At 68.2% G+C, this 23202-nt stretch carries 22 protein-coding genes; 13 read left to right on the plus strand and 9 right to left on the minus strand.

The annotated features are described in order from the left end of the window. Positions 1 to 4: 4 nt before the first annotated feature. Both AC5RT8_RS13155 and AC5RT8_RS13160 read right to left on the minus strand, forming a co-directional pair. Positions 5 to 589: a DUF1003 domain-containing protein gene (locus AC5RT8_RS13155; RefSeq protein WP_494096146.1), complete on the minus strand. Its 585-nt coding sequence runs from the start codon at positions 587 to 589 to the stop codon at positions 5 to 7. Further along, positions 582 to 1868, minus strand: coding sequence for a magnesium transporter (locus AC5RT8_RS13160; protein WP_494096147.1), 1287 nt, complete (start codon positions 1866 to 1868; stop codon positions 582 to 584). The genes AC5RT8_RS13155 and AC5RT8_RS13160 overlap by 8 nt, the downstream gene beginning before the upstream one ends. A 119-nt stretch (positions 1869 to 1987) precedes the next feature. Here AC5RT8_RS13160 and AC5RT8_RS13165 point away from each other — a divergent pair, with 119 nt between their 5' ends. Further along, positions 1988 to 2857, plus strand: a complete 870-nt coding sequence (locus AC5RT8_RS13165; protein WP_494096148.1) for a YflT domain-containing protein — start codon at positions 1988 to 1990, stop codon at positions 2855 to 2857. Positions 2858 to 3142: 285 nt separating this feature from the next. Here AC5RT8_RS13165 and AC5RT8_RS13170 read toward each other — a convergent pair whose 3' ends face one another. Then, a complete protein-coding gene (locus tag AC5RT8_RS13170) occupies positions 3143 to 4726 on the minus strand; it encodes an aminopeptidase P family protein (protein ID WP_494096149.1) in 1584 nt (527 codons plus the stop codon). 112 nt (positions 4727 to 4838) lie between these two features. On the opposite strand from AC5RT8_RS13170, the gene AC5RT8_RS13175 reads away from it, so the two are divergent. Next, positions 4839 to 5693 (plus strand): PHP domain-containing protein, encoded by an 855-nt coding sequence (locus tag AC5RT8_RS13175; RefSeq protein WP_494096150.1) that lies wholly within the window; start codon positions 4839 to 4841, stop codon positions 5691 to 5693. On the opposite strand, the gene AC5RT8_RS13180 is transcribed toward AC5RT8_RS13175, so the two are convergent. Both AC5RT8_RS13180 and AC5RT8_RS13185 read right to left on the minus strand, forming a co-directional pair. Beyond that, positions 5690 to 6586: a DNA-methyltransferase gene (locus AC5RT8_RS13180; protein WP_494096151.1), complete on the minus strand. Its 897-nt coding sequence runs from the start codon at positions 6584 to 6586 to the stop codon at positions 5690 to 5692. The two genes, AC5RT8_RS13175 and AC5RT8_RS13180, sit on opposite strands and share 4 nt — an antisense overlap. A gap of 17 nt (positions 6587 to 6603) precedes the next feature. After that, a complete protein-coding gene (locus AC5RT8_RS13185; protein WP_494096415.1) occupies positions 6604 to 8241 on the minus strand; it encodes a DEAD/DEAH box helicase in 1638 nt (545 codons plus the stop codon). 420 nt (positions 8242 to 8661) lie between these two features. Here AC5RT8_RS13185 and AC5RT8_RS13190 point away from each other — a divergent pair, with 420 nt between their 5' ends. Both AC5RT8_RS13190 and AC5RT8_RS13195 read left to right on the plus strand, forming a co-directional pair. Beyond that, complete coding sequence (locus AC5RT8_RS13190; protein ID WP_494096152.1) at positions 8662 to 9375, plus strand: ferritin-like fold-containing protein; 714 nt, start codon at positions 8662 to 8664, stop codon at positions 9373 to 9375. A 67-nt stretch (positions 9376 to 9442) separates the two neighbouring features. Further along, complete coding sequence (locus tag AC5RT8_RS13195; protein ID WP_494096153.1) at positions 9443 to 10294, plus strand: SGNH/GDSL hydrolase family protein; 852 nt, start codon at positions 9443 to 9445, stop codon at positions 10292 to 10294. 134 nt (positions 10295 to 10428) lie between these two features. On the opposite strand, the gene AC5RT8_RS13200 is transcribed toward AC5RT8_RS13195, so the two are convergent. The 3 genes from AC5RT8_RS13200 to AC5RT8_RS13210 are packed head-to-tail and all read right to left on the minus strand — an operon-like array spanning position 10429 to position 11623. Further along, positions 10429 to 10728 carry a hypothetical protein gene (locus AC5RT8_RS13200; protein ID WP_494096154.1) on the minus strand — a complete coding sequence of 100 codons (300 nt, stop codon included), beginning with the start codon at positions 10726 to 10728 and terminating at the stop codon, positions 10429 to 10431. 8 nt (positions 10729 to 10736) lie between these two features. Beyond that, positions 10737 to 10961 carry a DUF3107 domain-containing protein gene (locus AC5RT8_RS13205; RefSeq protein ID WP_229950337.1) on the minus strand — a complete coding sequence of 75 codons (225 nt, stop codon included), beginning with the start codon at positions 10959 to 10961 and terminating at the stop codon, positions 10737 to 10739. Between the two features lie 47 nt (positions 10962 to 11008). Then, positions 11009 to 11623, minus strand: coding sequence for a TetR/AcrR family transcriptional regulator (locus AC5RT8_RS13210; protein ID WP_494096155.1), 615 nt, complete (start codon positions 11621 to 11623; stop codon positions 11009 to 11011). A gap of 118 nt (positions 11624 to 11741) precedes the next feature. Between AC5RT8_RS13210 and moeB the strand changes: the two genes are divergently transcribed. Further along, entirely contained in the window at positions 11742 to 12932 is a 1191-nt protein-coding gene (moeB, locus tag AC5RT8_RS13215) for a molybdopterin-synthase adenylyltransferase MoeB (protein WP_494096156.1), read from the plus strand. 6 nt (positions 12933 to 12938) lie between these two features. On the opposite strand, the gene AC5RT8_RS13220 is transcribed toward moeB, so the two are convergent. Then, positions 12939 to 14285 carry a glutamyl-tRNA reductase gene (locus AC5RT8_RS13220; protein WP_494096157.1) on the minus strand — a complete coding sequence of 449 codons (1347 nt, stop codon included), beginning with the start codon at positions 14283 to 14285 and terminating at the stop codon, positions 12939 to 12941. Positions 14286 to 14428: 143 nt separating this feature from the next. Between AC5RT8_RS13220 and hemE the strand changes: the two genes are divergently transcribed. From hemE to hemL, 8 genes are all read left to right on the plus strand, one after another. Next, positions 14429 to 15490 (plus strand): uroporphyrinogen decarboxylase, encoded by a 1062-nt coding sequence (hemE, locus tag AC5RT8_RS13225; protein ID WP_494096158.1) that lies wholly within the window; start codon positions 14429 to 14431, stop codon positions 15488 to 15490. Positions 15491 to 15492: 2 nt separating this feature from the next. Beyond that, entirely contained in the window at positions 15493 to 17004 is a 1512-nt protein-coding gene (hemG, locus tag AC5RT8_RS13230; RefSeq protein WP_494096159.1) for a protoporphyrinogen oxidase, read from the plus strand. Between the two features lie 74 nt (positions 17005 to 17078). Then, on the plus strand, positions 17079 to 17786 hold the full coding sequence (hemQ, locus tag AC5RT8_RS13235) for a hydrogen peroxide-dependent heme synthase (RefSeq protein ID WP_494096160.1): 708 nt from the start codon (positions 17079 to 17081) through the stop codon (positions 17784 to 17786). After that, a complete protein-coding gene (locus AC5RT8_RS13240) occupies positions 17783 to 18976 on the plus strand; it encodes a ferrochelatase (protein WP_494096161.1) in 1194 nt (397 codons plus the stop codon). Before hemQ ends, AC5RT8_RS13240 begins: the two co-directional genes overlap by 4 nt. Continuing rightward, positions 18976 to 19935 carry a hydroxymethylbilane synthase gene (gene hemC / locus AC5RT8_RS13245; RefSeq protein WP_494096162.1) on the plus strand — a complete coding sequence of 320 codons (960 nt, stop codon included), beginning with the start codon at positions 18976 to 18978 and terminating at the stop codon, positions 19933 to 19935. The genes AC5RT8_RS13240 and hemC overlap by 1 nt, the downstream gene beginning before the upstream one ends. 24 nt (positions 19936 to 19959) lie before the next feature. Continuing rightward, complete coding sequence (locus AC5RT8_RS13250) at positions 19960 to 20823, plus strand: uroporphyrinogen-III synthase (RefSeq protein ID WP_494096163.1); 864 nt, start codon at positions 19960 to 19962, stop codon at positions 20821 to 20823. 34 nt (positions 20824 to 20857) lie between these two features. Further along, on the plus strand, positions 20858 to 21841 hold the full coding sequence (gene hemB, locus AC5RT8_RS13255; protein WP_494096164.1) for a porphobilinogen synthase: 984 nt from the start codon (positions 20858 to 20860) through the stop codon (positions 21839 to 21841). Beyond that, positions 21841 to 23166: a glutamate-1-semialdehyde 2,1-aminomutase gene (hemL, locus tag AC5RT8_RS13260; protein WP_494096165.1), complete on the plus strand. Its 1326-nt coding sequence runs from the start codon at positions 21841 to 21843 to the stop codon at positions 23164 to 23166. Before hemB ends, hemL begins: the two co-directional genes overlap by 1 nt. Positions 23167 to 23202: the final 36 nt, after the last annotated feature.

Below are 23202 nucleotides of genomic sequence, written 5' to 3' on the forward strand. Positions count from 1 at the left end.
GGTTTTAGCGTTCCCTCCCGCCGGGATTCAATTTGGGCATGCTCTCTGCGCCGTCCGGACTGCGGCGGCGCCGCCTCGTCCCGCCGTCTTCATCATTGGCCTCGAGGAGTTCCTCCAGCAGTCCGCGGATTTCCGACCGGACGTAGTCGCGGGTGGCAACCTCACGGAGGGCAATGCGCAGTTCGGCAATTTCCCGGGTGAGGTATTCGGTATCCATCAGGTTCCGCTCGGCACGTTCGCGGTCCTGCCGGACCGAGACGCGGTCCCGGTCATCCTGCCGGTTCTGCGCCAGCAGCAGCAGGGGAGCGGCGTAGGAGGCCTGCAGGGAGAGCATGAGCGTGAGGACGGTGAAGCCCAGTGCGGCGCTGTCGAAGCGGGCAGACTCCGGCCCCCACGTATTCCAAATCAGCCAGACGGCGCAGAACACGGTCATATAGACGAGGAACTGCGGGGTGCCCATGAACCGGGCGAAGTTCTCCGTAGCGTGGCCGAAGGCGTCGGGGTTCGGGGAGAGCCGCGGCAGCCATCGGGTCCGTGCAGTGCGGGGAGTGTCGAGGCCGGTGGTTGTTGACTTGATCTTTTCAGCCATGTGTCCTTCCCTGCTGCGTTATCGGGCCGGTTTCGTCGGAGATGCGCCAGTCGTCCGGCAGGAGGTGGTCCAGTACGTCGTCCACCGTGACCGCACCCACCAGGCGTCCGGCGTCGTTGATGACCGGCAGTGAGTTCAAGTTGTAGGTGGCCAGCATCCGCGATACCTCGCTGATGGTGGCGTAGTCGCGGACCGGTTCCAGGTCCGTGTCCAGGATGTTGCCCAGGGCTTCGGGCGGCGCCGAGCGCAGCAGCTGCTGGATGTGCACAACGCCGAGGTATTTCCCCGTGGGGGTTTCCAGCGGCGGCCGGCAGACGTAAATGGACGAGGCAAGGGCAGGGGTGAGCTCTTCGCGGCGCACGTGGGCCAGAGCCTCGGCCACGGTGGCCTCCGGCGGAAGGATGACCGGCACCGGTGTCATCAGCGACCCTGCGGTGTCCTCCTCGTAGGTGAGCAGGCGCCGGACGTCGCGGGCGTCTTCGGGCTCCATCAGGGCCAGGAGCTCTTCCTTCTGCTCCTCGGGCAGCTCGTTGAGCAGGTCCGCGGCGTCGTCGGGGTCCATTTCCTCGAGCACGTCGGCGGCCCGTTCCACGTCCAGGGACTGCAGGATCTGGACCTGGTCGTCGTCGGGAAGCTCCTGCAGGACGTCTGCGAGGCGTTCGTCCTGCAGTTCGCTGGCCACTTCGATCCGGCGCTTGCCGCTCATTTCGTGCAGCGCGTCGGCGAAGTCCGCTGCTTTGAGATCGTCGTTCTGGGCGACGAAGGACGTGGCGGCCTGCGGGCCGGTGGCGTCCCAGTGGGCAATGTCCTTCCAGTCGAGGATGATCTGTTCCCCGCGCCGGCGCAGGGAACGCAGGCGGGAGGGGGAACCGCCGCGGCGGACGAAGAGGCTGGAAACATGCCAGTCTCCGGCACGGTTCTGCTCAATGGCAATGTCTTCAATGGTGGCTTCGCCGCTGCCGTCCCGCAGCTGGACGCGGCGGTCAAAGAGTTCCGCGACCACCAGCATCTCGGCTCCGCGCTGTTCGAAGCGGCGCAGGTTGACCAGCCCGGTGCAGATGATCTGGCTTGGGTCCATGGAGGTGATGCGGGTGAGGGGGACGAAGACGCGCTTCTTGCCGGGGACCTCCACGACGATGCCCACGGCCTGCGGCGGGCGGCCGGGTCCGCGGTCAAGCACGACCGCATCACGCAGCCGGCCGAGACGGTCGCCCAGCGGGTCGAAGACGTCAAGGCCGAGCAGGCGCGCTATAAAGACTCGGGTAGGATTTGTGCTCACATTCTTAGGCTACTTTGTGCCTGCTGCTAACGCCGTATTAAGGAGTAGACAGGGGGCCGGCCCGTTCACTGCCAGCGATACGTTCGCCGTCCGGGTCCGGGATGCGCGAGAATGGAACAATGTCGAACCTATTTGGTGCCACCCCTCCGCGAGACACGGGCCGCAGCCTGCCCCAGGGTGAAACGGTGGGCCGGTACACGGCCTACCTCGACGCCCAGAAGGCAGTGGACTACCTGGCTGACAGCAAGTTCCCGGTCCAACTGGTCTCGATTGTCGGCAACGAACTGAAGTCCGTGGAACGTGTGACGGGCCGCCTGACCTACCCCCGCGTTGCGCTTTCCAGCGCCGCCACCGGTGCGTGGTTCGGACTCTTTGTCGGGCTTGCCCTGATGCTGTTCGGCGGCAGCGCCGCGGCGATCTCCCTCATCCCGTCGATGGCCCTTGGTGCAGTGTTCTGGGTGCTCTTCGGGGTCCTGGCCTATGCGCTGCAGCGCGGGCGCAGGGACTTCACCTCCACCAGCCAGGTCATCGCCACCAGCTACGACGTTATTGTGGCACGCGAAGCCGCCAACGACGCCCGTCAGCTGCTGCACCGGCTGCCCATGGTCGGCCAGGCCGGCCATCCGCAGGCGCCGGGATCCGGAGCGCCCGGCAACGTGCTGCGCCCGCCGGCCGACGGCACACAGGCACCGGAACGGCCCTCAAGCTGGGCAAACCCCTACGGTGGCCCCGCCCCGGAGGCCGATCCGGCCGGACAGGGCGCACAGGTTCCCGCCGGACAGGACGAACCAAGGGCAAAGGGAACGACGCCGCGCGGCCAGTTCCCTGACCTGCCCGACGGCCGGCCGCAGTACGGTGTCCGCCGTCCGGCGCAACCGGCCCAGCCGGGAGCAGGGCAGCCGGGACCGGGCCAGGCCCCCGGGGCGTCCGGCAGCCACGGCGTGCAGGCGGGCAGTGATGATGCCCGCGACGAGAAGCCCCGTCAGTAAGCTTTCAACGGCTCCGGCCGGTCGGAGGCCCGCACCCTTTCGTAAGGGTGCGGGCCTTTTGCGTTCCCCGGGGAAGCGACCCGGGGACGGTGCGGATGCCGGCGCGGTTTGTGCCGTTTCCCGCGTGGCGCGGAGCGGGGATCCGGACAAAGTGGAGGGAGTCGGACATGCCGCGGGGGATCAGGCACCAGAGATGCTGCCGGAGCTGACCGGCAGGCCGGGGCAAAAAGCACGAAGGTCCGCATCCCTTGCAGGAATGCGGACCTTCAACTGCCGGGCCGGAGGTTACTCCGCAGCGTAGATTCCGGCCATCCAATCCTCGACGTCGCCCGGGTTGCGCGGCAGCGCATCGCTGAGGTTCACGGGACCGTCGGCGGTGATCAGGATGTCATCCTCGATCCGGACGCCGATGCCCCGGTATTCCTCGGGCACGGCCAGGTCGGTGTCCTTGAAGTAGAGACCGGGTTCGATGGTGAACACCATGCCCTCGGTGATGGTGCCGTCCAGGTACAGCTCGGCGCGGGCCTGGGCGCAGTCGTGCACGTCCATGCCCAGGTGGTGGCTGACGCCGTGCGGCATCCAGCGGCGGTGCTGCTGGCCCTCGGGGGACAGGGCTTCCTCCAGCGGCACGGGCAGCAGGCCCCAGGCATCCAGGTTCTCGGCCAGCACCTTCACGGCCGCGGCGTGCACGTCGCGGAACTTTGCGCCCGGTTTGGCGGCTTCGAAGCCGGCGTCGGCGGCGTCGAGCACCGCCTGGTACACCCGGCGCTGGACTTCCGTGTAGGTGCCGTTGACTGGGAGCGTGCGGGTGATGTCCGCGGTGTAGAGGCTTTCGGCCTCCACGCCGCCGTCGAGGAGCAGCAGGTCACCGGCATGGACGGCGCCGTTGTTGCGGATCCAGTGCAGGACGGTGGCGTTGTTGCCGGACGCGGCGATGGTGTCGTAGCCCAGGTCATTGCCCTCTTCCCGGGCACGGGCAAAGAAGGCACCTTCGACGACGCGTTCGCCGCGCGGGTGGGAGATGGCGCGGGGGAGTTCCCGAACCACTTCGGTGAAGCCGTTGACCGTGGCGGCGACGGCCGACTTCATCTGCTCAATCTCCCACTCGTCCTTGACCAGACGGAGTTCGGACAGGGCCTCGGTCAGTTCCCCGTCGAGGGCGTCCAGGGCACTGAGATCGGCGTTCTCCGGGTCCAGGGCGGTGTTGTAGCGGACGGTGTCCACCAGGGCGTCGACCATTTCATCAACGCCGCGCAGCAGCCGGACGGAAATGCCGCCGAACTGCGGGTCGCCCACGTTGTTGGTGATGGCGGTTTCCGCCTCATCCAGGTGCCGGGCGGGCAGGCTGATCAGCGCACTGATCTCCGCGAGGCCGAGCCGGTCCCCGATCCAGAACGAGCCGTAGCGGGCATTGGAGTAGAACTCGTCGCTGTCAGTACCCGCCAGCGGGCGGAAGTACAGGACGGCAGTGTGGTTGCCGCCGTCGTCACCGGCACCGGGCTCGGTGGGTTCCATCACCAGCACGGCATCCGGCTCACGGTCCACGCCCAGGCCGGTCAGGTGGGCGAAGCCGGAGTGCGCGCGGAAGCGGTAGTCGGTGTCATTGGAGCGGACCTTCAGCGGGCCGGCCGGGATGACCAGCCGTTCGCCGGGGAAGCGCTCGGAGAGGGCACGGCGGCGCCGCGCGGCGAACGGCGCCACGGCATCGGGTTCGGGCAGCTCACCGGATTCCGCGGCCCAGCCGGAAGACATGAACTTCTTGAAGGCTTCGGAGGAGGGGCGCTGGGACCGGTTGTTGACCCGGTCTTCGAGCGGCTGGCCCTCGGAGGGCTCGGGCAGGGATGTCGTCGAATTCGCTTCAGTAGTCACTCCTCCATCGTCTCACTGCCCCCCGGGCGGGCAAAACACCCCGGAAGACCCGCGGGTGCCCCCGCACCGGGGTGGAACGGGACACCGCGCCGGGGGGGCGTAGATTGATAGCGTGAAAATCGACCTGCACACCCACTCCAGTGTGTCCGACGGCACTGAGCCGCCGGCGGACGTGATCGCCTCCGCCGCGGCGACCGGCCTGGATGCCATAGCCCTCACCGACCACGACACGACGGCCGGCTGGGACGACGCCGCTGCCGCCGCACGGGAACTCGGGATCACATTTGTGCCGGGGATGGAGGTCTCCTGCCGCAGCGCCGAGGGGATCAGCGTCCACGTGCTGTCCTACCTGCATGATCCGGCCCACCCGGGCCTGCTGGAGGAAATTGCCCGGTCGCGCGCAGCCCGCGTCTCCCGGGCCGAACTCATGGTGCAGCGGCTGGCGGAGGATTTCCCCATCGACTGGGCGTCCGTGCAGGAACAGGTGGCCCCGGGAGCCACCATCGGCCGGCCGCACATTGCCGACGCCCTGGTGGCTGCCGGCGTCGTGCCGGACCGTTCGGCGGCCTTTAGCGGCATCCTGACCGCACGCTCGCCGTATTTCGTGGCGCACTACGCACCGGATCCGGCCCGGGCCGTGGCATTGATCCGGGAAGCAGGCGGAGTGCCGGTCTTCGCGCACCCCGTCGCGTCCTCGCGCGGACGCGTGGTGGGCGAGGCCACCTTTGCCGAAATGATCGACGCCGGGCTGCTGGGCGTTGAAGTCAACCACCGGGACAATCCCGAGCAGGGCAGGGAATGGCTCCGCCGGCTGGCCAAGGAGAATGACCTGCTGGTCACCGGCTCCAGCGACTACCACGGCGCCGGAAAACCGAACCTCCTGGGCGAATTCACCACGGAGCCGGCAGTGCTGGAGCATATTGCCGCGCTGGGAACCGGCAGTTCCGTCGTCGTCGGGTCCGCCTAGAGTCCGGCAGCCGGCAGCTGCGAATCCTCCGCGGCGGACACCACCGTTGCGGCCGAACCCAGCCGCCGGGCCATGACGTCGATCGCCTGGGGGTTGGCGTCCACGCAGACGAACTTCCGGCCCAGCTTGGCCGCAACGGCGCCCAGCGTGCCGGACCCGGCAAAGAAGTCCAGCACCCAGTCGCCCTCGCGGCTGCTGGCAGCGACCGCACGGCGCAGCAGCCCCTCGGGTTTCTGCGTGGGGTAACCGGTTTTTTCCCGTCCGGTGGGGGACACGATGGTGTGCCACCAGACGTCGGTGGGCAGCTTGCCCAGGGCCACCTTTTCGGGTGTCACCAGGCCGGGGGCCATGTACGGTTCCCGGTCCACCTCGGCGTTGTCGAAGTGGTACTTATCCGGGTTCTTGACATAGACCAGGATGTTGTCGTGCTTGGCCGGCCACCGGTTCTTGGCCCGTCCGCCGTAGTCATACGCCCAGATGATCTCGTTCAGGAAACAGTCCCGGCCGAACAGTGCGTCCAGCATGACCTTCGCGTAGTGCACCTCGCGGTAATCCAGGTGCACGTACAGGGTGCCGTCGTCGGCCAGCAGCCGCCAGGCCTGCGCGAGCCGGGGCTCCAGGAACGCCCAGTAATCCTCGAACGCGTCGTCGTAGCTGGAGAGCAGGCCCTTGACCGTGCTGTAGCTGCGGCCCTTGAAGCCGATCCGGTCGCCGCTGCCGTCGGCGCTGCGAACCATGGTGGTCTGCTGCCGCCGTTGGGACCGCCCGGTGTTGAAGGGCGGGTCCACGTAAATCATGGTGAAGGAGCCGTCCGGCAGGGTCGGGAGGTACTCCGCGTTATCCGCGTGTACCACCAGCGACCCGCCGTCCGGCGTCCACAAAGGGGTGCTCATGCAGGCCTGCGCCGCTGCTATTCGGCGGCCGGGCCGGTCTTGGGCACAACCTCGCCGTTGCGGCGGCGGGTCCGGCTGCGGCGCGGGCGGTCCGCGGCTGCACCGTCAGCTGCCGGGGTCCGGGTTCCGGCCGCACGGGTTTCGGCGGGACGGTCTGCTGTCCGGGACTCCCCGGTTCCGGCCTCGCTGCGCCGGGATCCGTCGCGCTGTCCGCTGCGGGCACGGTCGGAAGTCCGCCCTGAGCCGCGGCCGGATCCGCTGCGTTCCGGACGCCCGGAACGGGAGCGGCCGCCGTCGCGGGAGGAGGAGGCGCCCCGTCCGCCGGACTTGCCGGTCTCGCCCAGGTCCTCGATCTTTTCGGCATCGATGCCGGCGTGCGTGCGCTTGCTGCGCGGCAGGCGGCCCTTGGTGCCCTCGGGGATATCCAGGTCCGTGTACAGGTGCGGCGAGGAGGAGTAGGTTTCCACCGGCTCGGCCTGGTCCATGCCCAGGGCCTTGTTGATCAGGCCCCAGCGGGGAACATCGTCCCAGTCCACGAACGTCACTGCAGTGCCCTTGTTCCCGGCCCGGCCGGTGCGGCCGACGCGGTGCAGGTAGGTCTTCTCGTCTTCGGGGCACTGGTAGTTGATCACGTGCGTGACGTCGTCGACGTCGATGCCGCGGGCGGCGACGTCGGTGGCCACCAGCACGTCCACCTTCTCATTGCGGAAGGCGCGCATGGCCTGTTCGCGGGCGCCCTGGCCCAGGTCGCCGTGCATGGCGGCGACCGCGAAACCGCGGTCCACGAGTTCCTCGGACAGCTTCGCGGCGGTGCGCTTGGTCTTGGTGAAGATGATGGTCCGGCCGCGGCCGCGGGCCTGCAGGATGCGGGCGACGACCTCTGCCTTGTCCAGGTTGTGCGCCCGGTAGACCACCTGGCGGATGTCCTTCTTGGTCAGGCCTTCATCGTCGGGGTCCGCGGCCCGGATGTGGGTGGGCTTGGTCATGTAGCGGCGGGCCATGGACACGACGGCGCCCGGCATGGTCGCCGAGAACAGCAGGGTCTGGCGCACGGCAGGCGTGGCCGCCATCAGTGTTTCGACGTCGGGCAGGAAGCCGAGGTCCAGCATCTCGTCTGCTTCGTCGAGGACCACAATCCGCACGTTCTTCAGCGAGAGCTGCTTCTTGTTGTACAGGTCGATCAGGCGCCCAGGGGTGCCGACCACGATTTCGACGCCGGCGGCCAGCGCCTCCGTCTGCGGCTCGTAGGCACGGCCGCCGTAGATCGTCACGATGCGGGCGCCGCGCCGGCGGGCAGCGGTGGTGAGGTCACCCGCCACCTGGACCGCCAGTTCACGGGTGGGCACCACGATCAGGGCCTGCGGGGCGCCGGGGACGGCGAGCTCGGCGTAGCCCTTGTCCTCGGGGCCCACCACCCGCTGAAGTGCGGGAATGCCGAAGCCGAGGGTCTTGCCGGTACCGGTCTTCGCCTGGCCGATGATGTCGTGGCCGCTGAGCGCAACGGGCAGGGTCATTGACTGGATGGGGAAGGGGTGAGTGATCCCCGCGTCGGCGAGGGACTCGACGATGTCGGCCCTGACGCCGAAGTCGGCGAAGGTCATTTCGGGGATTTCCTGGGCCTGGGCCTGGGTGGCCAGGGTATCCGCAACGGTCAGTTCTTCGGAGCTGTCATCAGCAGTGAGATGACGATCGTCATCAACCTGGGAAAGTTCAGTGTTCAATTAAATACCGTTCAGTTTAGGCAGCGCGGGGGTACCAGGCTCGACGAGTGGCTGTTACAGCCCATTACGGAGCGGATGGCACGCACGCGGTGCGTCCAGCGGAAGCCGATCGCGGGCTAACAACTGCGGGCCGCCTGTGCTCCATTGGCCACGGCGGCGGCCGAAAATTCAAGATCGCGTAGGGTTTTGCGGGTCTGGTCAATACAACATAAATGGCACAACACAGAACAATTCGTACGACAGACGACCGGGCATCCAATTACTACTGTCCCAGTCTACCCGCCAGCCGCTGATCACCGCGCATCCGGCCGCGGGGCGCGGCCCGCGGCGCTGCCGGCGGGTACGCTGGCGGGTATGACTAACGGGCACCATTCCGATCATCCGGCTGCTTCCGGTCCGGCCGCGCAGCACTTCGGCGAGACCTACCACCGGTTCCTTACGGACCTTTTCGGAGCCACCGCCTACGGCGAGCTGTCAGCGTTCGAACGCATGTCTTCCGATGCCCGTTTTTCCCCGACACTGCATGACCGGGCGACCCTGGGGCGCCTTGCGGTGCATGAATATGCCCATTTTGAACTGATCTGTACCCGGCTCAGCAGCATGGGTGTTGACCCGGAAGAAGCCATGCGGCCTTTCCAGCCCTCGGTGGACGCATTTCACGACCGCACGCGGCCTGCGGACTGGTACGAGTCGCTGATGAAGTTCTACGTCACGGACGCGATTTCCGACGATTTCTACTCTGCGGTGGCGTCCCGGCTGGATGCCGAAACGAACAGCCTCTTCCAAAGCCTCAAGGCCACGGAACAGCCCGGCGAAATCCTGCTCGGACGGCTGAAGGAAGCCCTCGCGGACGATCCGCGGCTGGCCTCGCGGCTGGCGCTCTGGGGCAGGCGGCTGGTGGGCGAAGCCCTGACCCAGGCCCAGCGGGTCCTGATCGAACGGGCTTTCCTCGGCGGGCTGTTCGGCGACGGCAGCGAGGCCGACGTCGATGCCGAAATCAAGCTGCTCACGGCGCAGCTGACACGAAACCACTCAAAACGCATGAGTCTTCTCGGCCTGACGGCCTAGCTGCAGGTTACGCTTCCCCGTAGGGCGGCGCCGACGGGGAGCCGGCGCGTACCTGAGGGGGCCTCTAATGCGGTGGAAAGCAAGGGCAGTGCGTTCCGTGGTGCCCACCGTCCTGGCGTGCGCGGTGTTGGCCGGAGCGCAGCCTGTTCCCGGAGAAACCGGACCCGGCGGCATCGCGGCAGCGCTAGCGCCGGGCAGCGCCGCCCACGGCAAGGCCCTGCCGCCGGCCCAGCGTCCTGCCCTGCCGGCCAACGCCATCATCGGTCCCCTCGTCCCGGGCGCCGGCTCACTGGTGTACATGCCGCAGACCGGCCGGATGGTCTCCGTGGTTCCGGGAGTTGAGGACTCTGCCCTGGTAATCGGCGATTCGCAGGCCGGTCCGCAGACCTGGGTGGGGCAGGGGCTGGAACAGGCCGGCTACCGCGTGATTATCCGGGGTGCGGGCGGCACAGGCTATGTCCAGGGAAACGGCTCGGTCTCGGGATATGCCCGGGCGCTGGAATCCCAGCAATGGCTGCTCCCGTGGGGTAGGCCCCGGTTGATTGTGCTACAGGGCGGCGGCAACGACACCGCCTATCCCGCGTCCGTTATCCGTGCCGGGGCGCTGCGGCTGATCGGGGACCTGCGGCAAAGCTTTCCGTCCGCCCGGATGGTCATGGTGGGCGTCATCGGAGACGGCACGGGCCCGCGCAGCGAGGTGGACCGGGTGCTCGCCGCCGTGGCCCGGGAGCAGGGCATCGACTTCCTGACGCCGGGGGACTGGTGGGCCCGGTACGGACTGAACGGAGGGCTGCGTCCGGACGGGAAGCATCTGAGCCCGGAAGGACACCGGCTGGCGGCAGGCGTGTTTGCGCGTGAACTGATCCGGATGGTACCGCCCGCACTCCCGCAGAAACCTGCCCGCCATGCGGTGCCGTAACACCGCAGGGAACGGCGGCGGCCGGGCCTGAAACGCGGCAAGGGCGGTGCCTGCAACGCAGCAAGGGCGGTGCCGAAGCACCGCCCTTGCCGCGTCTGCGGCGGATCCGGGTACCGGATGTTCCGCCGAACCGCCTAGAGGCGCAGGATGCGCTCTGTCTGTGCAGCATCAGTCCTTGCGCGGCTGCGCCGGATCGGAACCGCTGCCGCAATCGGCGCCAGCACGGACACGGCAACCGGAACTGCCCAGCCGATCCAGTCCGCTTCATAGGAAGCGGCTCCTGCCGCGCGCAGTGCCAGCCAGGTAAGCAGCGCAGCACACACGGCAATGCCGGGCAGCAGCAGTGCCCCGTAGAGGGCGCGGCGCCGGTCCGCGGCCCACACCGCGAAACCGGCCGCAACGGCGGTCAGAGTGACCAGGATCAGACTGAGCATGGGTCCGGCTAGAGTGCCCCGAAGCCGACCCGGCGGACTTCCTCGGCACCGATTTCGACGTAGCCGATGGACGCACCGGGGACAACGATCAGCCGACCCTTGATGTCCTTGAGCCGCAGGAGTGCGCCGCTGGCCAGGGACTGCTCCACCGCGTCGGCAACTTCATCGGCGCTCTGGCCGGATTCGAAGACAATCTCGCGGGCTACATTCTGAATGCCGATTTTTACTTCCACCGTGGTGCCTCCTGATTAACGAATGACGAACTTCTCGAAAATCTACTCTAGATTTCTTTGGGGAACCGGCTGATTCCGCGCCAAGCTAAACGGTAGACCAGCTCGCTGGCCGCATCGATGTCCAAATCGCCGTCCGTTTCCAGCCAGTAGCGCGCACTGACCTGCGCCATTCCGGCCAGGGCCCGGCCCAGCAGGGTCGCTTCAAGGTGGGAAAGCTTGGTGTCTTCGGCAATGACCCCGGCAATGCTGTTGGCGAAGCGGGCGTTGAATTCCTCGATGCGGGCGCTGACCTCGGCATCATTGGTGAGGTCGGATTCAAACACCATCCGGTGGCCCTGGCTGTCCTGCGCCACAAAGCGGAAATACGCCCGCATTGTCTCCCGGACCCGAAGCTTGTTGTCCGTAGTGGAGTTCAGGGCGGTTCGCAGGAATTCCGTGAGGGTGTTCAAGTGGTTGTCCAGCAGCGCCATGTACAGCTCGCGCTTGCCCGGGAAGTGCTGGTACAGGACGGGTTTGCTGACGTGCGCCGCCTCGGCGATTTCGTCCATGGCCGCACCGTGGAAGCCGTTGCTGACAAACACTTCCTGCGCTGCACTGAGCAGCTGCCGGCGGCGTTCCTCCCGCGGGAGTCGAACCGGTTTGCCGGCTGCCTGGTTACTCACTGATGGACCTCTCAACAGTTCCGGAGCATGAAGCTGCACGGACAATGACCCTTAGTTTACCCGCGGGTATTCGAAGCGACAGGGCCAACCACCATACCCGTGGCTTAGATTGGACTTCATGACCATAGCAAGTGCATCCGTCCCTTCCGGTGAACTACCCGCCCTGGTGGCGCCCGGCGAGGACCTGACCCGCGACGAGACCGAACGCTACTCCCGGCACCTGATCATCCCCGGCTTCGGCGCTGAGGCCCAGCGCCGGCTGAAGAACGCCCGGGTACTGGTGGTGGGCGCCGGCGGGCTCGGATCTCCGGTGCTGCTGTACCTGGCGGCCGCGGGAGTGGGCACGCTGGGCATTGTCGACGACGACGACGTGGACGTTTCGAACCTGCAGCGCCAGATCATCCACGGCGTCTCCGACGTCGGCACTCCGAAGGCGGAGTCCGCAGCCCGTTCCGTGGCGGAGCTGAACCCGCTGGTCCGCGTGATCCTGCACCGGGAACGGCTGGACAATTCCAACGTCCTGGACATCTTCTCCGGCTATGACCTGATAGTGGACGGGACCGACAATTTCGCCACCCGGTACCTGGTCAATGATGCGGCTGAAATCCTGGGCAAGCCCTATGTCTGGGGCTCCATCCTGCGGTACGACGGGCAGGTCAGCGTGTTCTGGGGTGAGCACGGCCCCACCTACCGCGACCTGTTCCCGGAGGCGCCCCCGGCGGGGTCGGTTCCTTCCTGTGCGGAAGGGGGAGTGCTGGGGGTGCTGTGCGCACAGATCGGCTCGATCATGGTCAATGAGGCCATCAAACTCATCACCGGAACGGGGCGGACCCTGCTCGGCCGGGTCCTGGTATTCAATGCACTCGAGATGAGCTGGCGCGAACTCCGGGTCCGGCGGGATCCGCAGGCAGTGCCGGTGCGCGAACTGGGCGACTACCAGGCGTTCTGCGGGATTGCACCCGCGGAGCCGGCCCCGGCCGGAGCGGAAATCGAAGTGACCCGGCTGCGGGACCTGCTGGCGGAACGTTCGGCAGGAGCGCTGGACTTTGAGCTGCTGGACGTCCGCGAGCCGGGGGAACACGGAATCGTCAGGATTGACGGCGCCAGGCTGGTGCCGCGGGCCGAGGTGCTGGCGGGGGAGTACCGGCCGGACCGGGAACGGCCGGTGTACGTGCACTGCAAATCCGGTGTGCGGTCCGCGGAGGTCGCGGCCTACCTGCGCCGCGAGGGCTACCCGGAGGTCTACAACGTCGCCGGCGGGATCCTGGAGTGGGTCCGCCGGGTGGAGCCGCAGAAGCCGGTCTACTGAGGTCCGCTACGCGGATTTCGGTTCGGCGGCGCCGTCGCCTGGTTCGGCGTCGCCGTCCGCAGCCGGGCGTGGGCCCTTGGCGGGGGCAGCGGTCTCGCCGCGGTCCACGGTGATGCCGTACAGGGCTTCCAGGCCCCGGATGTAGTCCTCCTGCTGGCCGCTGGCGGCCAGTTCCCGGGCACGGACGGTGGGGACGTGGAGCAGCTGCTTGACCATGCGGCGCATGGCGAACTCCACTTCCTGGGCGGCGCCGGTGCAGCCGTGCTGCGAGCGGACCTTCTCCAGTTCCGTTTCGAGCACGTCGAGGGTGTGCCGGCGCAGGGCCACGATTGCGGAGTCCATTTCGCGGCTGAGCTGCTGCTTGGAGAAGTTCTTTGCTGCGTCGGCGACGATGGTGCTCGCCTGCTTCAGCGATTCGGCCTGCTCGGCCGGGGCAGCCAGGCGCACGGATTCCAGGGTGATCAGTTCGACGCCGTCGATTTCGCGGACCGCAGGATCGAAGTCGTGGGTCAGGGCAAGGTCAATGATGATCAGCGGCTTTCCGGCATCGGCGCGGACGCGGCGGACATCTTCGGCGCTGACCTGGCTGTCGCTGCCGCTGCAGCCGATGACGACGTCGGCACGGGTCAGGGCGGCGGGCAGGGACGCGCGGGTCAGCGGCTTTCCGCCGCGGGACGCTGCGAAAGACTCCGCGCGGTTGGAGGAGGAATAGACGCTGATGTCGGTGCAGCCGCGCTCCTTGAGCAGGGCCATGGTGGCTCCGGCGTAGGCACCCGTACCGAAAACCACCACGGACTTGCCCGACCAGTCTCGGTTTTCGGAAAGATCGGTTGCCAGGCCCAGGGCAACGGAAACAATGGAAAGCCCCCGTTTGCCGAGGGCTGTCAGGGCGCCAACGTCCTTGGCGGTGCGGGATGCGGTTTGGAATAATCGGGTGAGGCCGCCGCTGGCGGTGCCCTTTTCCTGCGCTTCGATCAGGGCCCGGCGCACCTGGCCGGCGATTTCACGTTCGCCCACGACGGCGGAGTCCAGTCCGGCGCCGACGGCAAACAGGTGCTGGGGAACGGATTCACCGGTATTCGTGGCAAAGGAGCGGGATACCAGGTCTTCGCTCATACCGGAATTCCGGCTGATCTCGGCAACCACGGCGGAGCGGGCAGCTTCAATATCGGCATCCGAGCCGGTTTCGCAATACACCTCCAGCCGGTTGCAGGTAGCGAGGACCACGGAGCCCGAGACGGCGCTTCCGGAATCGACCAGCGAAGACGAGACCTCGGATGCGCCGGCACTGAGCCGGGCGACAGTCTCCAGGTCTACGTCGGTGTGCGTAGCAATGAGGGAAAGTAGAACCACAGTAGGTCAATACTAGCCACGCCCGGGAGGATACCTTCAATCGGGTGCCCCGATTTTCCGCTTCAGGGGTGTGAGAAGGGCCACTGCGGCCGCACGGGGCGGCCCGGTTATCGCTTGCCCCGGATTTTGGAGAGAATCAAGGTATGACTCTTAGCGCCACTCACCCGCTGCTGGATGGCCGCACGGCCGATTCCCCCCTGATCACCGCCTACCGCGGCGGGACTCCCGCCCGCCGTCCGGTGTGGTTCATGCGTCAGGCCGGCCGCTCCCTGCCCGAATACCTGAAAGCCAGGCAGGGGACCGGCATGCTGGAATCCTGCCTGCGCCCGGAGCTGGCGGCGGAGATCACCCTGCAGCCGGTGCGCCGGCACGATGTCGATGCGGGCATCTTCTTCTCCGACATCGTGATTCCGCTGAAGCTGGCCGGCGTGGATGTGGACATTGTTCCCGGCGTCGGCCCCGTGCTGGGCAGCCCGGTGCGGACCGCCGCCGACGTCGCCGCCCTGCCCCGCCTGACCGAAGAGGCGCTGGAACCCATCCGCGAGGCTGTCCGCCTGACCGTGGCGGAGCTCGGCACCAAGCCGCTGATCGGGTTCGCGGGTGCACCGTTCACCCTGGCCGCCTACATGGTGGAGGGCAAGCCGTCCCGGGACCACCTCGGCCCGCGCACCATGATGCACGCCGATCCCGATGCCTGGCAGGCCCTGACGGCCTGGGCCGCCGACGCTTCCGGCATGTTCCTGCGGGCTCAGCTCGAAGCCGGCGCCAGCGCGGGACAGCTCTTTGACTCCTGGGCCGGTTCCCTGGGCCTGGCCGACTACGTTCGGCACGTGGCGCCCGCCTCGGCCCGCGCCCTGGACCATGTGCGCGGCCTCGGCGCCCCGCTCGTGCATTTCGGTACCGGCACCTCCGAACTGCTGGTGGCCATGCGCGACGTCGGCGTGGACGTGGTCGGCGTGGACTACCGGCTGCCGCTGGACGAGGCCAACCGCCGCCTCGGCGGAACGACGCCGCTGCAGGGCAATATCGATCCGGCGCTGCTCAGCGCCCCGTGGGAGATCCTGGAAGCCCACGTCCGTGAGGTGCTGGCCGCCGGTGCGTCCGCCCCGGGCCATGTCGTCAACCTGGGCCACGGCGTGCCGCCGGACACCGACGCCGCCGTGCTCACGCGGGTGGTTGAACTGATCCATTCGGTGGAGCCGTAACCATGGCCCACCGTTTCCTCGCCAAGCAGGAGAGAGCCGCCAAGGCAGACGCGCCCGGCGGGCAGCAGCCGGCCCGGGTGCAGGCCGGTCCCTCCGCCGTCGTCGTCGGCGGCGGCATCTCGGGGCTGATCGCCGCACGCGACCTGCAGCGTGCCGGGCTGAACGTCACCGTGCTGGAGGCATCGAACCGGTTCGGCGGCTGCGTCGGCCGGCACGAGGTGGCAGGCATCGCACTGGACAGCGGCGCCGAATCCTTCGCTACCCGCTCCCCGGCGGTACCGGAACTGCTGGCGGAACTGGGGCTGACGGATGCGGTGGTCCTGCCGAACCCGGCCGGATCATGGCTGCAGCTGGCAGCGGAAGACCTGTCCTCGGGGGCCCAGCAGATGCCGGCCAGCGGGCTGCTCGGCATCCCCGCCGACCCGCGGCATCCGGACATCGTCCGGGCCCTGGGCCGTGCGGGCGCGGCACGTGCGGCAATGGACAAGGTCCTGCCGGTTGGCTCCCTGGGCCGGCGCGGCTCCATGAGCCTCGGCGAGCTGGTGCGGACCCGGATGGGCGATGCGGTGCTTCGGCGCCTGGTCACCCCCGTGGTCGGCGGCGTGTATTCCGCCGACCCCGACATGCTTGACGTCGATTCCGTTGCGCCGGGGCTGCGTGCTGCCGTTACCCGGCACGGCTCCCTGGCCGCAGCTGTCGGAGCAATGCGTGCCGCAGCCCCCGCCGGATCCGCAGTGGCCGGACTTGAGGGTGGGATGGGCCGGCTGACCGAGGCCCTGGTCGCCGATCTGGAGTCCTCCGGTGCACGCCTGCGGACCGGTGTCCGTGCCGAATCACTGGTCCGGCGCGACGCCGGGTGGCGGATCGGCTGCAGCGACGGCGGGGAACTCGCCGCCGACGCCGTGGTGGTCGCCGCGGAAGGTCCGGCTGCCGTGGAGCTGATGGCTACCGCACTGCCCGAGGTTGAGGCCTACCGGCCGCAGCCGGGACCGGGGGTCGCCCTGGTGACACTGGTGGTGGACCTGCCGGAACTGGACGCCATGCCGCGCGGCACCGGCGTCCTCGTGTCCCGGGATGTGGAGGGCATCGACGCGAAGGCCATGACCCATGCCACCGCCAAATGGCAGTGGCTGGCGGATTCCACCGGCCCCGGAACCCATGTGCTTCGCCTGTCCTACGGCCGGGCGCTCTCGCCGGAGGACGCAGCAGGCGAGCCCGCACATGTCGACCGAACCGACGATGACCTCTTCCGGCAGGCCGTGGCCGACGCGTCCGGCCTGCTCCAGGTGCACATCAACTCCGACGATGTTGTGGGCTGGGACGTTGTCCGGTGGGTCGGGGCCTTGCCTTCCGCCGCCGTCGGGCACCGGGACCGGGTGGCCGCTGTCCGCGCAGCCGTGGCCGAGTCGCCCGGGCTGGAAGCGGTGGGGGCGTGGCTGGCCGGTACCGGCCTGGCCGCGGTGACCGCCGATACGCGCACCCGGATGGCAGCACTCTCGAACGCAGTGCTGTGAGCTTAAGCACTTTCTACGCTTTGTAGAACTGTGTTGTTTCGACTTACCTATAGGCAAAGGGCAGACTGGTAATCATGAGTGAGACGATGGACCGCAGCGCCGCCGAAGCGGCCGGCAACGAAGAGCAGTTCTTTACCCTTTGGACCGTTTTCAAGCGGTCCGCCACGCCCAAGGCGCCCGTCGCCGACGGTGCCGTTGAGGCCTTCGAGGCGCTCACCAAGGACCTGACCGCCGACAACGTCACCGTGCGCGGCCTCTACGACGTCTCCGCGATGCGGGTGGACGCCGACGTCATGGTCTGGTTGCACGGCAGCAAGCCGGAGGCACTGCAGGCAGCACTGCGGCAGATCCGCCGCACGGAGCTTTTTGCCGGCACCGAGATCGCCTGGTCCGCCATGGGCGTGCACCGCGATGCGGAGTTCTCCAAGAACCACTGGCCGTCCTTCGCCCGCGGCATCGACCCCGAGGCCTGGATCTGCGTCTACCCGTTTGTCCGCTCCTACGAGTGGTACCTGCTGCCCGCCGAGGAACGCGGCAAGATGCTGCGCGACCACGGCATGCTCGGCCGTGAATTCCCCCAGGTCCTGGCCAACACCGTGGCCTCCTTCGCCCTCGGCGACTGGGAATGGATCCTGGGCCTTGAAGCTCCGAACCTGGTTGACCTGGTCGACATGATGCGCCACCTGCGCTCCACTGAAGCCCGTAACCACGTCCGAGAAGAAGTTCCGTTCTATACCGGCCGGCGTATCCCGGCCGCCGAAGTTGCCGAGGTACTGAAATGACATCCGCTGTTTCCAACGAGCCCGCCTTCGATCCGTTCGAGGGAGTTGACGAAAACGGCCGCATGGCGCCGAAGCATTACGACGCCATCCTGCTGGCCTCCTTCGGCGGACCGGAAGGGCAGGAAGACGTGATCCCCTTCCTGCGCAACGTCACCGCGGGCCGCGGCATCCCCGATGAACGGCTGGAGGAAGTGGCCACCCACTACCGCGCCAACGGCGGAATCAGCCCGATCAACGAGCAGAACCGCGCGCTCAAGGCGGCCCTGGAAGCAGAGCTGGCACGCCGCGGCGTCGAACTCCCCGTCCTCTGGGGCAACCGGAACTGGGCGCCGTACATCAAGGACGTCCTCCAGGACGCCTACGACACCGGCTACCGGCGCATCCTGATGGTCACCACCAGTGTCTACTCCTCGTACTCGAGCTGCCGCCAGTACCGCGAAGACCTGGGCATGAACCTGCTCAAGACGGGCCTGGACAAGAAGCTGCAGGTGGACAAGGTCCGCCAGTACTTTGACCACCCGGGCTTCGTGGAACCCTTCGTCGAAGGCGTGCGCGAGTCCGTGGCGAAGGTCCGTGAGCAGCTGGCGGCCAAGGGCGTGGACAACGGGAAGATCGAAATCCTCTTCTCCACCCACTCCATCCCCACCGCCGACGCCGAAGCCTCCGGACCCCGCGACCGGGAGTTCGAAGAAGGCAGCGCCTACGTGGCCCAGCACCTGGCCAACGCCCGTGCCATCATGGACCGCGTCCCCGAAGCGGCCGGTATGGACTGGCAGCTGGTGTACCAGTCCCGCTCCGGTGCCCCGCACATTCCCTGGCTGGAGCCGGACATCAACGACGCGATTGCCGAACTGCCCGCCAAGGGCGTCGACGGCGTGGTGATTGTTCCGCTGGGCTTCGTCAGCGACCACATGGAAGTCCTCTGGGACCTGGACACCGAGGCCATGGACACCTGCCGGGAACTGGGGCTGGCGGCTGACCGCACGCCGACCCCGGGCATCCACGAGACCTTCGTGTCCGGCCTGGTGGACCTGCTGCAGGAACGCACGCTGGAGAACAACATCGCCATCCGTCCGGCCATGACCGAACTCGGCCCGTGGTACGACGTCTGCCGCCCCGGCTGCTGCGCCAACCTGCGCGGCGAAAAGCCGACCATCGCGGGCGCCGACTCCACCGTGGGCGTCGAGTAGTGGCGCACTCGCCTGTCCTGATCGGCACCCGAGGCAGCGCGCTCGCTGTCACCCAGACCACCACGGTGGCGCAGGCCCTGTCCGGGCTGGGCGGTTTCGACGTCGAACTGGTCCGCGTGCGTACCGAAGGTGACGTCAACCGCGCCGCCCTGTCGCAGATCGGCGGCACGGGTGTGTTCGTGGCCGCCCTGCGGGAGTCGCTGCTGCGCGGAGACTGCGACGTTGCCGTGCATTCACTGAAGGACCTGCCCACCTCCCCGGCGGACGGCCTGGTCCTGGGCGCAATCCCGGAACGCGTGGACGTCCGCGACGTCCTGTGCGCCCGGGACGGACTGACCCTGGCCGGCCTTCCCGCCGGCGCGAAGATCGGCACCGGTTCGCCGCGCCGGGCCGCCCAGCTGCGGGCCGCCCGCCCGGACCTTGAGATCGTGGATATCCGCGGCAACGTGGACACCCGCCTCGGCCGGGTTGCCGGTCTGGTGGAAGGTGCACCCGGAGACCTCGACGCCGTGGTGCTGGCCGCCGCCGGACTGGCCCGGCTGGGCCGCCTGAACATGGTGACCGAGTACATCGATCCCGCAGTGATGCTTCCCGCCCCGGGGCAGGGAGCACTCGCCGTGGAATGCCGCGCCGCCGACGCAGCCGACGAAGGCGGGCTCGCCAAGGCCCTGGCCGCCTACGACCACACCGACAGCCGCCTCACCGTTGCCGCGGAGCGGGCCATGCTGGGCCGTCTCGAGGCCGGCTGCACGGCTCCCGTGGGCGCGCTGGCCCGTGTCGGCGCCGACGGCATCACGCTCGAGGCTGTGGTCTGCAGTGACGACGGCACGCGCCTGATGCGCCGCACCGCCGTCACCGGTGAACGCACCGAAGACGCTGCCCGTGCCCTGGGTGTCGAGGTGGCCGAAGAGCTGCTGGCGGCCGGCGCCGGACAGCTCACGGACCTGCCCGCCAGCTGATGGCCGGCACCCGGAGCTGCTGAGATGGCGGCCACAGACGATGGTCCGGACCTCGCCGGACTGAACGTTGTCCTTGCACGCACCCCGGACCGCGCTTCGGCGATGGTCCGGGTGCTGCAGGACTGCGGGGCGTCGGTGACATTGATGCCCCTGATCGACTTCCAGTTCCCCGCGGACACCGCCGTGCTGGACCGCGCCCTGAATACCCTGAAGGCCGGGCGTTTCGCCTGGGTGGTGTTCACCAGTGTCACCACCGTGCGCGCCGTGACCCGCCGCTGCGTAGCCCTGGGCATCCGACCCGACACCCTGGTGCCGGCGGATACCCGGATCGCGGCGGTCGGCACGGGAACCCGGCAGGCATTGGAGGAGATCGGCTTCGATATCGATTTCCTGCCGGACACCGACCAGTCGGCCCGGGGCCTGGCGGCCTCCTGGCCGGATCCCTCCGGCACTGATCCGGAAGGCGGCGACCTGCGGGTGCTGCTGCCGCAGGCAGATATCGCCGACCCCTCCCTGTATGAGGCACTGACCTCCCAGGGGTGGGAAGTCCGCGCGGTAACCGCGTACTGCACCGTCGACTACCCGGCGACCGGCCTGCGCTTCACCCCGGAGGTTACCGGGGGAGGGCTGCTGGATCCGGAAACGTTTGTCGCATCGGCACCCGCGGGACGCCGCGCCGTCGTCCTCACATCCCCCAGCATCGCCCGCAGGTTCATCCGGCGCTGCACGCCGCTCCCATCCGGAACGCTGCTGGTGGCGATCGGAGACAGCACGGCGGCGCGGATGCACGAGCTGGGTGCGGGACCGGACGCCGTGGCGAAGCAGCCAACCCCGGAGGGAATAGCGCAGGCACTCGCCGTTGCTATGTCTACGGGTCCTACTTCCTAGTTCCCCATTTTTACCGGAAGGCAGAATTACCTCCATGAGCTTCCCCCAGCACCGCCCCCGCCGCCTCCGCACCACCCCCGCCATGCGGCGGCTTACCGCAGAGTTCCGCCTGGATCCCGCCGAGCTGATCCTTCCGGCCTTTGTCCGCGAGGGCATCACCGAGCCCAACCCGCTCACCTCCATGCCCGGCGTCGTCCAGCACACCATGGACAGCCTGAAGAAGGCGGCCGCTGAAGCGGCCGAGCTGGGTATCGGGGGCATTATGCTCTTCGGCATTCCCGCCGAGCGTGATGCCGTGGGCAGCGCCGGCACCGACCCCAACGGCATCCTCAACCGCGGCATCGCAGCGGTCCGCGAGGAGGTGGGGGACGAGCTCGTCATCATGAGCGACGTCTGCCTGGACGAATTCACCGACCACGGCCACTGCGGTGTCCTGGATGACAACGGCGTCGTGGACAATGACGCCACGCTGGAAATCTATGGCCGGATGGCCGTGGAGCAGGCCCGTGCCGGCGCCCACGTGCTGGGCCCGTCCGGCATGATGGACGGGCAGATCGCCGTCATCCGCCACGCCCTCGACACTGCCGGGTTCACCGACGTGTCCCTGTTCGCCTACGCGGCGAAGTACGCCTCGGCGTTCTACGGCCCCTTCCGCGAAGCCGTGGACTCGCAGCTGAAGGGCGACCGCAGGACCTACCAGATGGACGCCTCGAACCGCCGCGAGGCACTCCTCGAGGTCGAACTGGACCTCGAAGAAGGTGCGGACATGGTGATGGTCAAGCCGGCCATGAGCTACCTGGACGTGCTGGCCGACGTTGCGGCCATGTCCCCGGTGCCGGTGGGCGCTTACCAGATCTCCGGTGAGTACGCGATGATTGAAGCTGCCGCCGCCAACGGCTGGATTGACCGACGCCGGGCCATCGAAGAGTCCGTGCTGGGCATCAAGCGGGCCGGCGCGAACATGATTCTCACCTACTGGGCCACCGAGCTGGCGGCCTGGCTGAAGGAAAGCAAGTAATGTCCTCACCTGTCTCACCGTCTTCCAACGAAGCACTCTTTGACCGCGCGCGGGCCCTGATGCCCGGCGGCGTGAACTCCCCGGTCCGGGCCTTCGGCTCCGTCGGCGGCACGCCGAAGTTCATGGTCTCCGCCAAGGGCCCGTACATCACGGACTCCGAGGGCCGCGACTACGTGGACCTGGTCTGCTCCTGGGGGCCGGCCCTGGTGGGCCACTCCCACCCGGACGTCCTCGCCGCCGTGCACGCTGCCGTGGACAACGGGTTGTCCTTCGGTGCCTCCACCCCGGCCGAAGCCGAGCTGGCACAGCTGGTGATGGACCGCGTGTCCGGCGTGAAGCGCCTGCGCATGGTCTCCACCGGCACCGAAGCCACCATGACCGCCATCCGGCTGGCCCGCGGCTTCACCGGACGGAACCTGGTCATCAAGTTCGCCGGCTGCTACCACGGCCACCTGGACGGGCTGCTGGCCTCCGCCGGCTCAGGCCTGGCCACCCTGGCCCTGCCCGGCTCGGCCGGCGTCACCGAAGCGACCGCCGCCGAAACCCTGGTGCTGCCGTACAACGACATTGCCGCCGTGGAAAAGGCGTTCGCCGAACACGGTGCGAACATTGCCGCGGTCATCACCGAGGCCGCACCGGCCAACATGGGCGTAGTGACCCCGGACGAGGGCTTCAACGCCGCCCTGTCCCGGATCACCGCCTCGCATGGTGCCCTGCTGATCCTCGACGAGGTGCTCACCGGGTTCCGCACCGGCCCTGCCGGCTACTGGGGGCTGACCGGTGCCAAGGAAGGCTGGACGCCGGATCTGTTCACCTTCGGAAAGGTCATCGGCGGGGGCATGCCCGTAGCCGCGCTTGGCGGCCGCGCGGACGTGATGGATTACCTGGCGCCGCTGGGCCCGGTCTACCAGGCCGGAACGCTCTCCGGTAACCCCATCGCCATGGCCGCCGGGGTGGCTACGCTGAAGGCTGCCACCGCCGAGGTCTACGCCACCATCGACGCACGTTCGGCCGAGCTCTCCGCCGCCGTGTCCGCTGAACTGGAGAACGCCGGCGTGGACCACAGCATCCAGCGCGCCGGCAGCCTGTTCAGCGTCGCGTTCGGCACCTCCGCTACCGGCGTGCACAACTACGAGCAGGCCCAGGCGCAGGAAGCCTTCCGCTACAAGCCGTTCTTCCACTCCATGCTGGAGGCCGGCGTGTACTTGCCGCCGTCGGTCTTCGAAGCCTGGTTCCTCTCCGGCGCGCACGATGACGCCGCGATGAACCGGATCTACGAGGCGCTGCCGGCGGCTGCGAAGGCCGCCGCCGCGGCCCAGCCGTAACGGCAGTGCCCTAACGGCAGTGCCAGCGGCCGGGTT

The organism is Arthrobacter sp. Ms25, assembly GCF_059090365.1.

What these genes read in the sequence shown, in the direction of transcription:
- AC5RT8_RS13195 (WP_494096153.1), top strand. Translation starts at nt 9,443, where the DNA reads ATGCGGTGGAAAGCAAGGGCAGTGCGTTCCGTGGTGCCCACCGTCCTG.
- hemQ (WP_494096160.1), top strand. Translation starts at nt 17,079, where the DNA reads ATGAGTGAGACGATGGACCGCAGCGCCGCCGAAGCGGCCGGCAACGAA.
- AC5RT8_RS13250 (WP_494096163.1), top strand. Translation starts at nt 19,960, where the DNA reads ATGGCGGCCACAGACGATGGTCCGGACCTCGCCGGACTGAACGTTGTC.
- hemG (WP_494096159.1), top strand. Translation starts at nt 15,493, where the DNA reads ATGGCCCACCGTTTCCTCGCCAAGCAGGAGAGAGCCGCCAAGGCAGAC.
- AC5RT8_RS13240 (WP_494096161.1), top strand. Translation starts at nt 17,783, where the DNA reads ATGACATCCGCTGTTTCCAACGAGCCCGCCTTCGATCCGTTCGAGGGA.
- AC5RT8_RS13155 (WP_494096146.1), bottom strand. Translation starts at nt 589, where the DNA reads ATGGCTGAAAAGATCAAGTCAACAACCACCGGCCTCGACACTCCCCGC.
- AC5RT8_RS13190 (WP_494096152.1), top strand. Translation starts at nt 8,662, where the DNA reads ATGACTAACGGGCACCATTCCGATCATCCGGCTGCTTCCGGTCCGGCC.
- hemL (WP_494096165.1), top strand. Translation starts at nt 21,841, where the DNA reads ATGTCCTCACCTGTCTCACCGTCTTCCAACGAAGCACTCTTTGACCGC.
- AC5RT8_RS13180 (WP_494096151.1), bottom strand. Translation starts at nt 6,586, where the DNA reads ATGAGCACCCCTTTGTGGACGCCGGACGGCGGGTCGCTGGTGGTACAC.
- AC5RT8_RS13165 (WP_494096148.1), top strand. Translation starts at nt 1,988, where the DNA reads ATGTCGAACCTATTTGGTGCCACCCCTCCGCGAGACACGGGCCGCAGC.
- AC5RT8_RS13200 (WP_494096154.1), bottom strand. Translation starts at nt 10,728, where the DNA reads ATGCTCAGTCTGATCCTGGTCACTCTGACCGCCGTTGCGGCCGGTTTC.
- hemB (WP_494096164.1), top strand. Translation starts at nt 20,858, where the DNA reads ATGAGCTTCCCCCAGCACCGCCCCCGCCGCCTCCGCACCACCCCCGCC.
- moeB (WP_494096156.1), top strand. Translation starts at nt 11,742, where the DNA reads ATGACCATAGCAAGTGCATCCGTCCCTTCCGGTGAACTACCCGCCCTG.
- hemE (WP_494096158.1), top strand. Translation starts at nt 14,429, where the DNA reads ATGACTCTTAGCGCCACTCACCCGCTGCTGGATGGCCGCACGGCCGAT.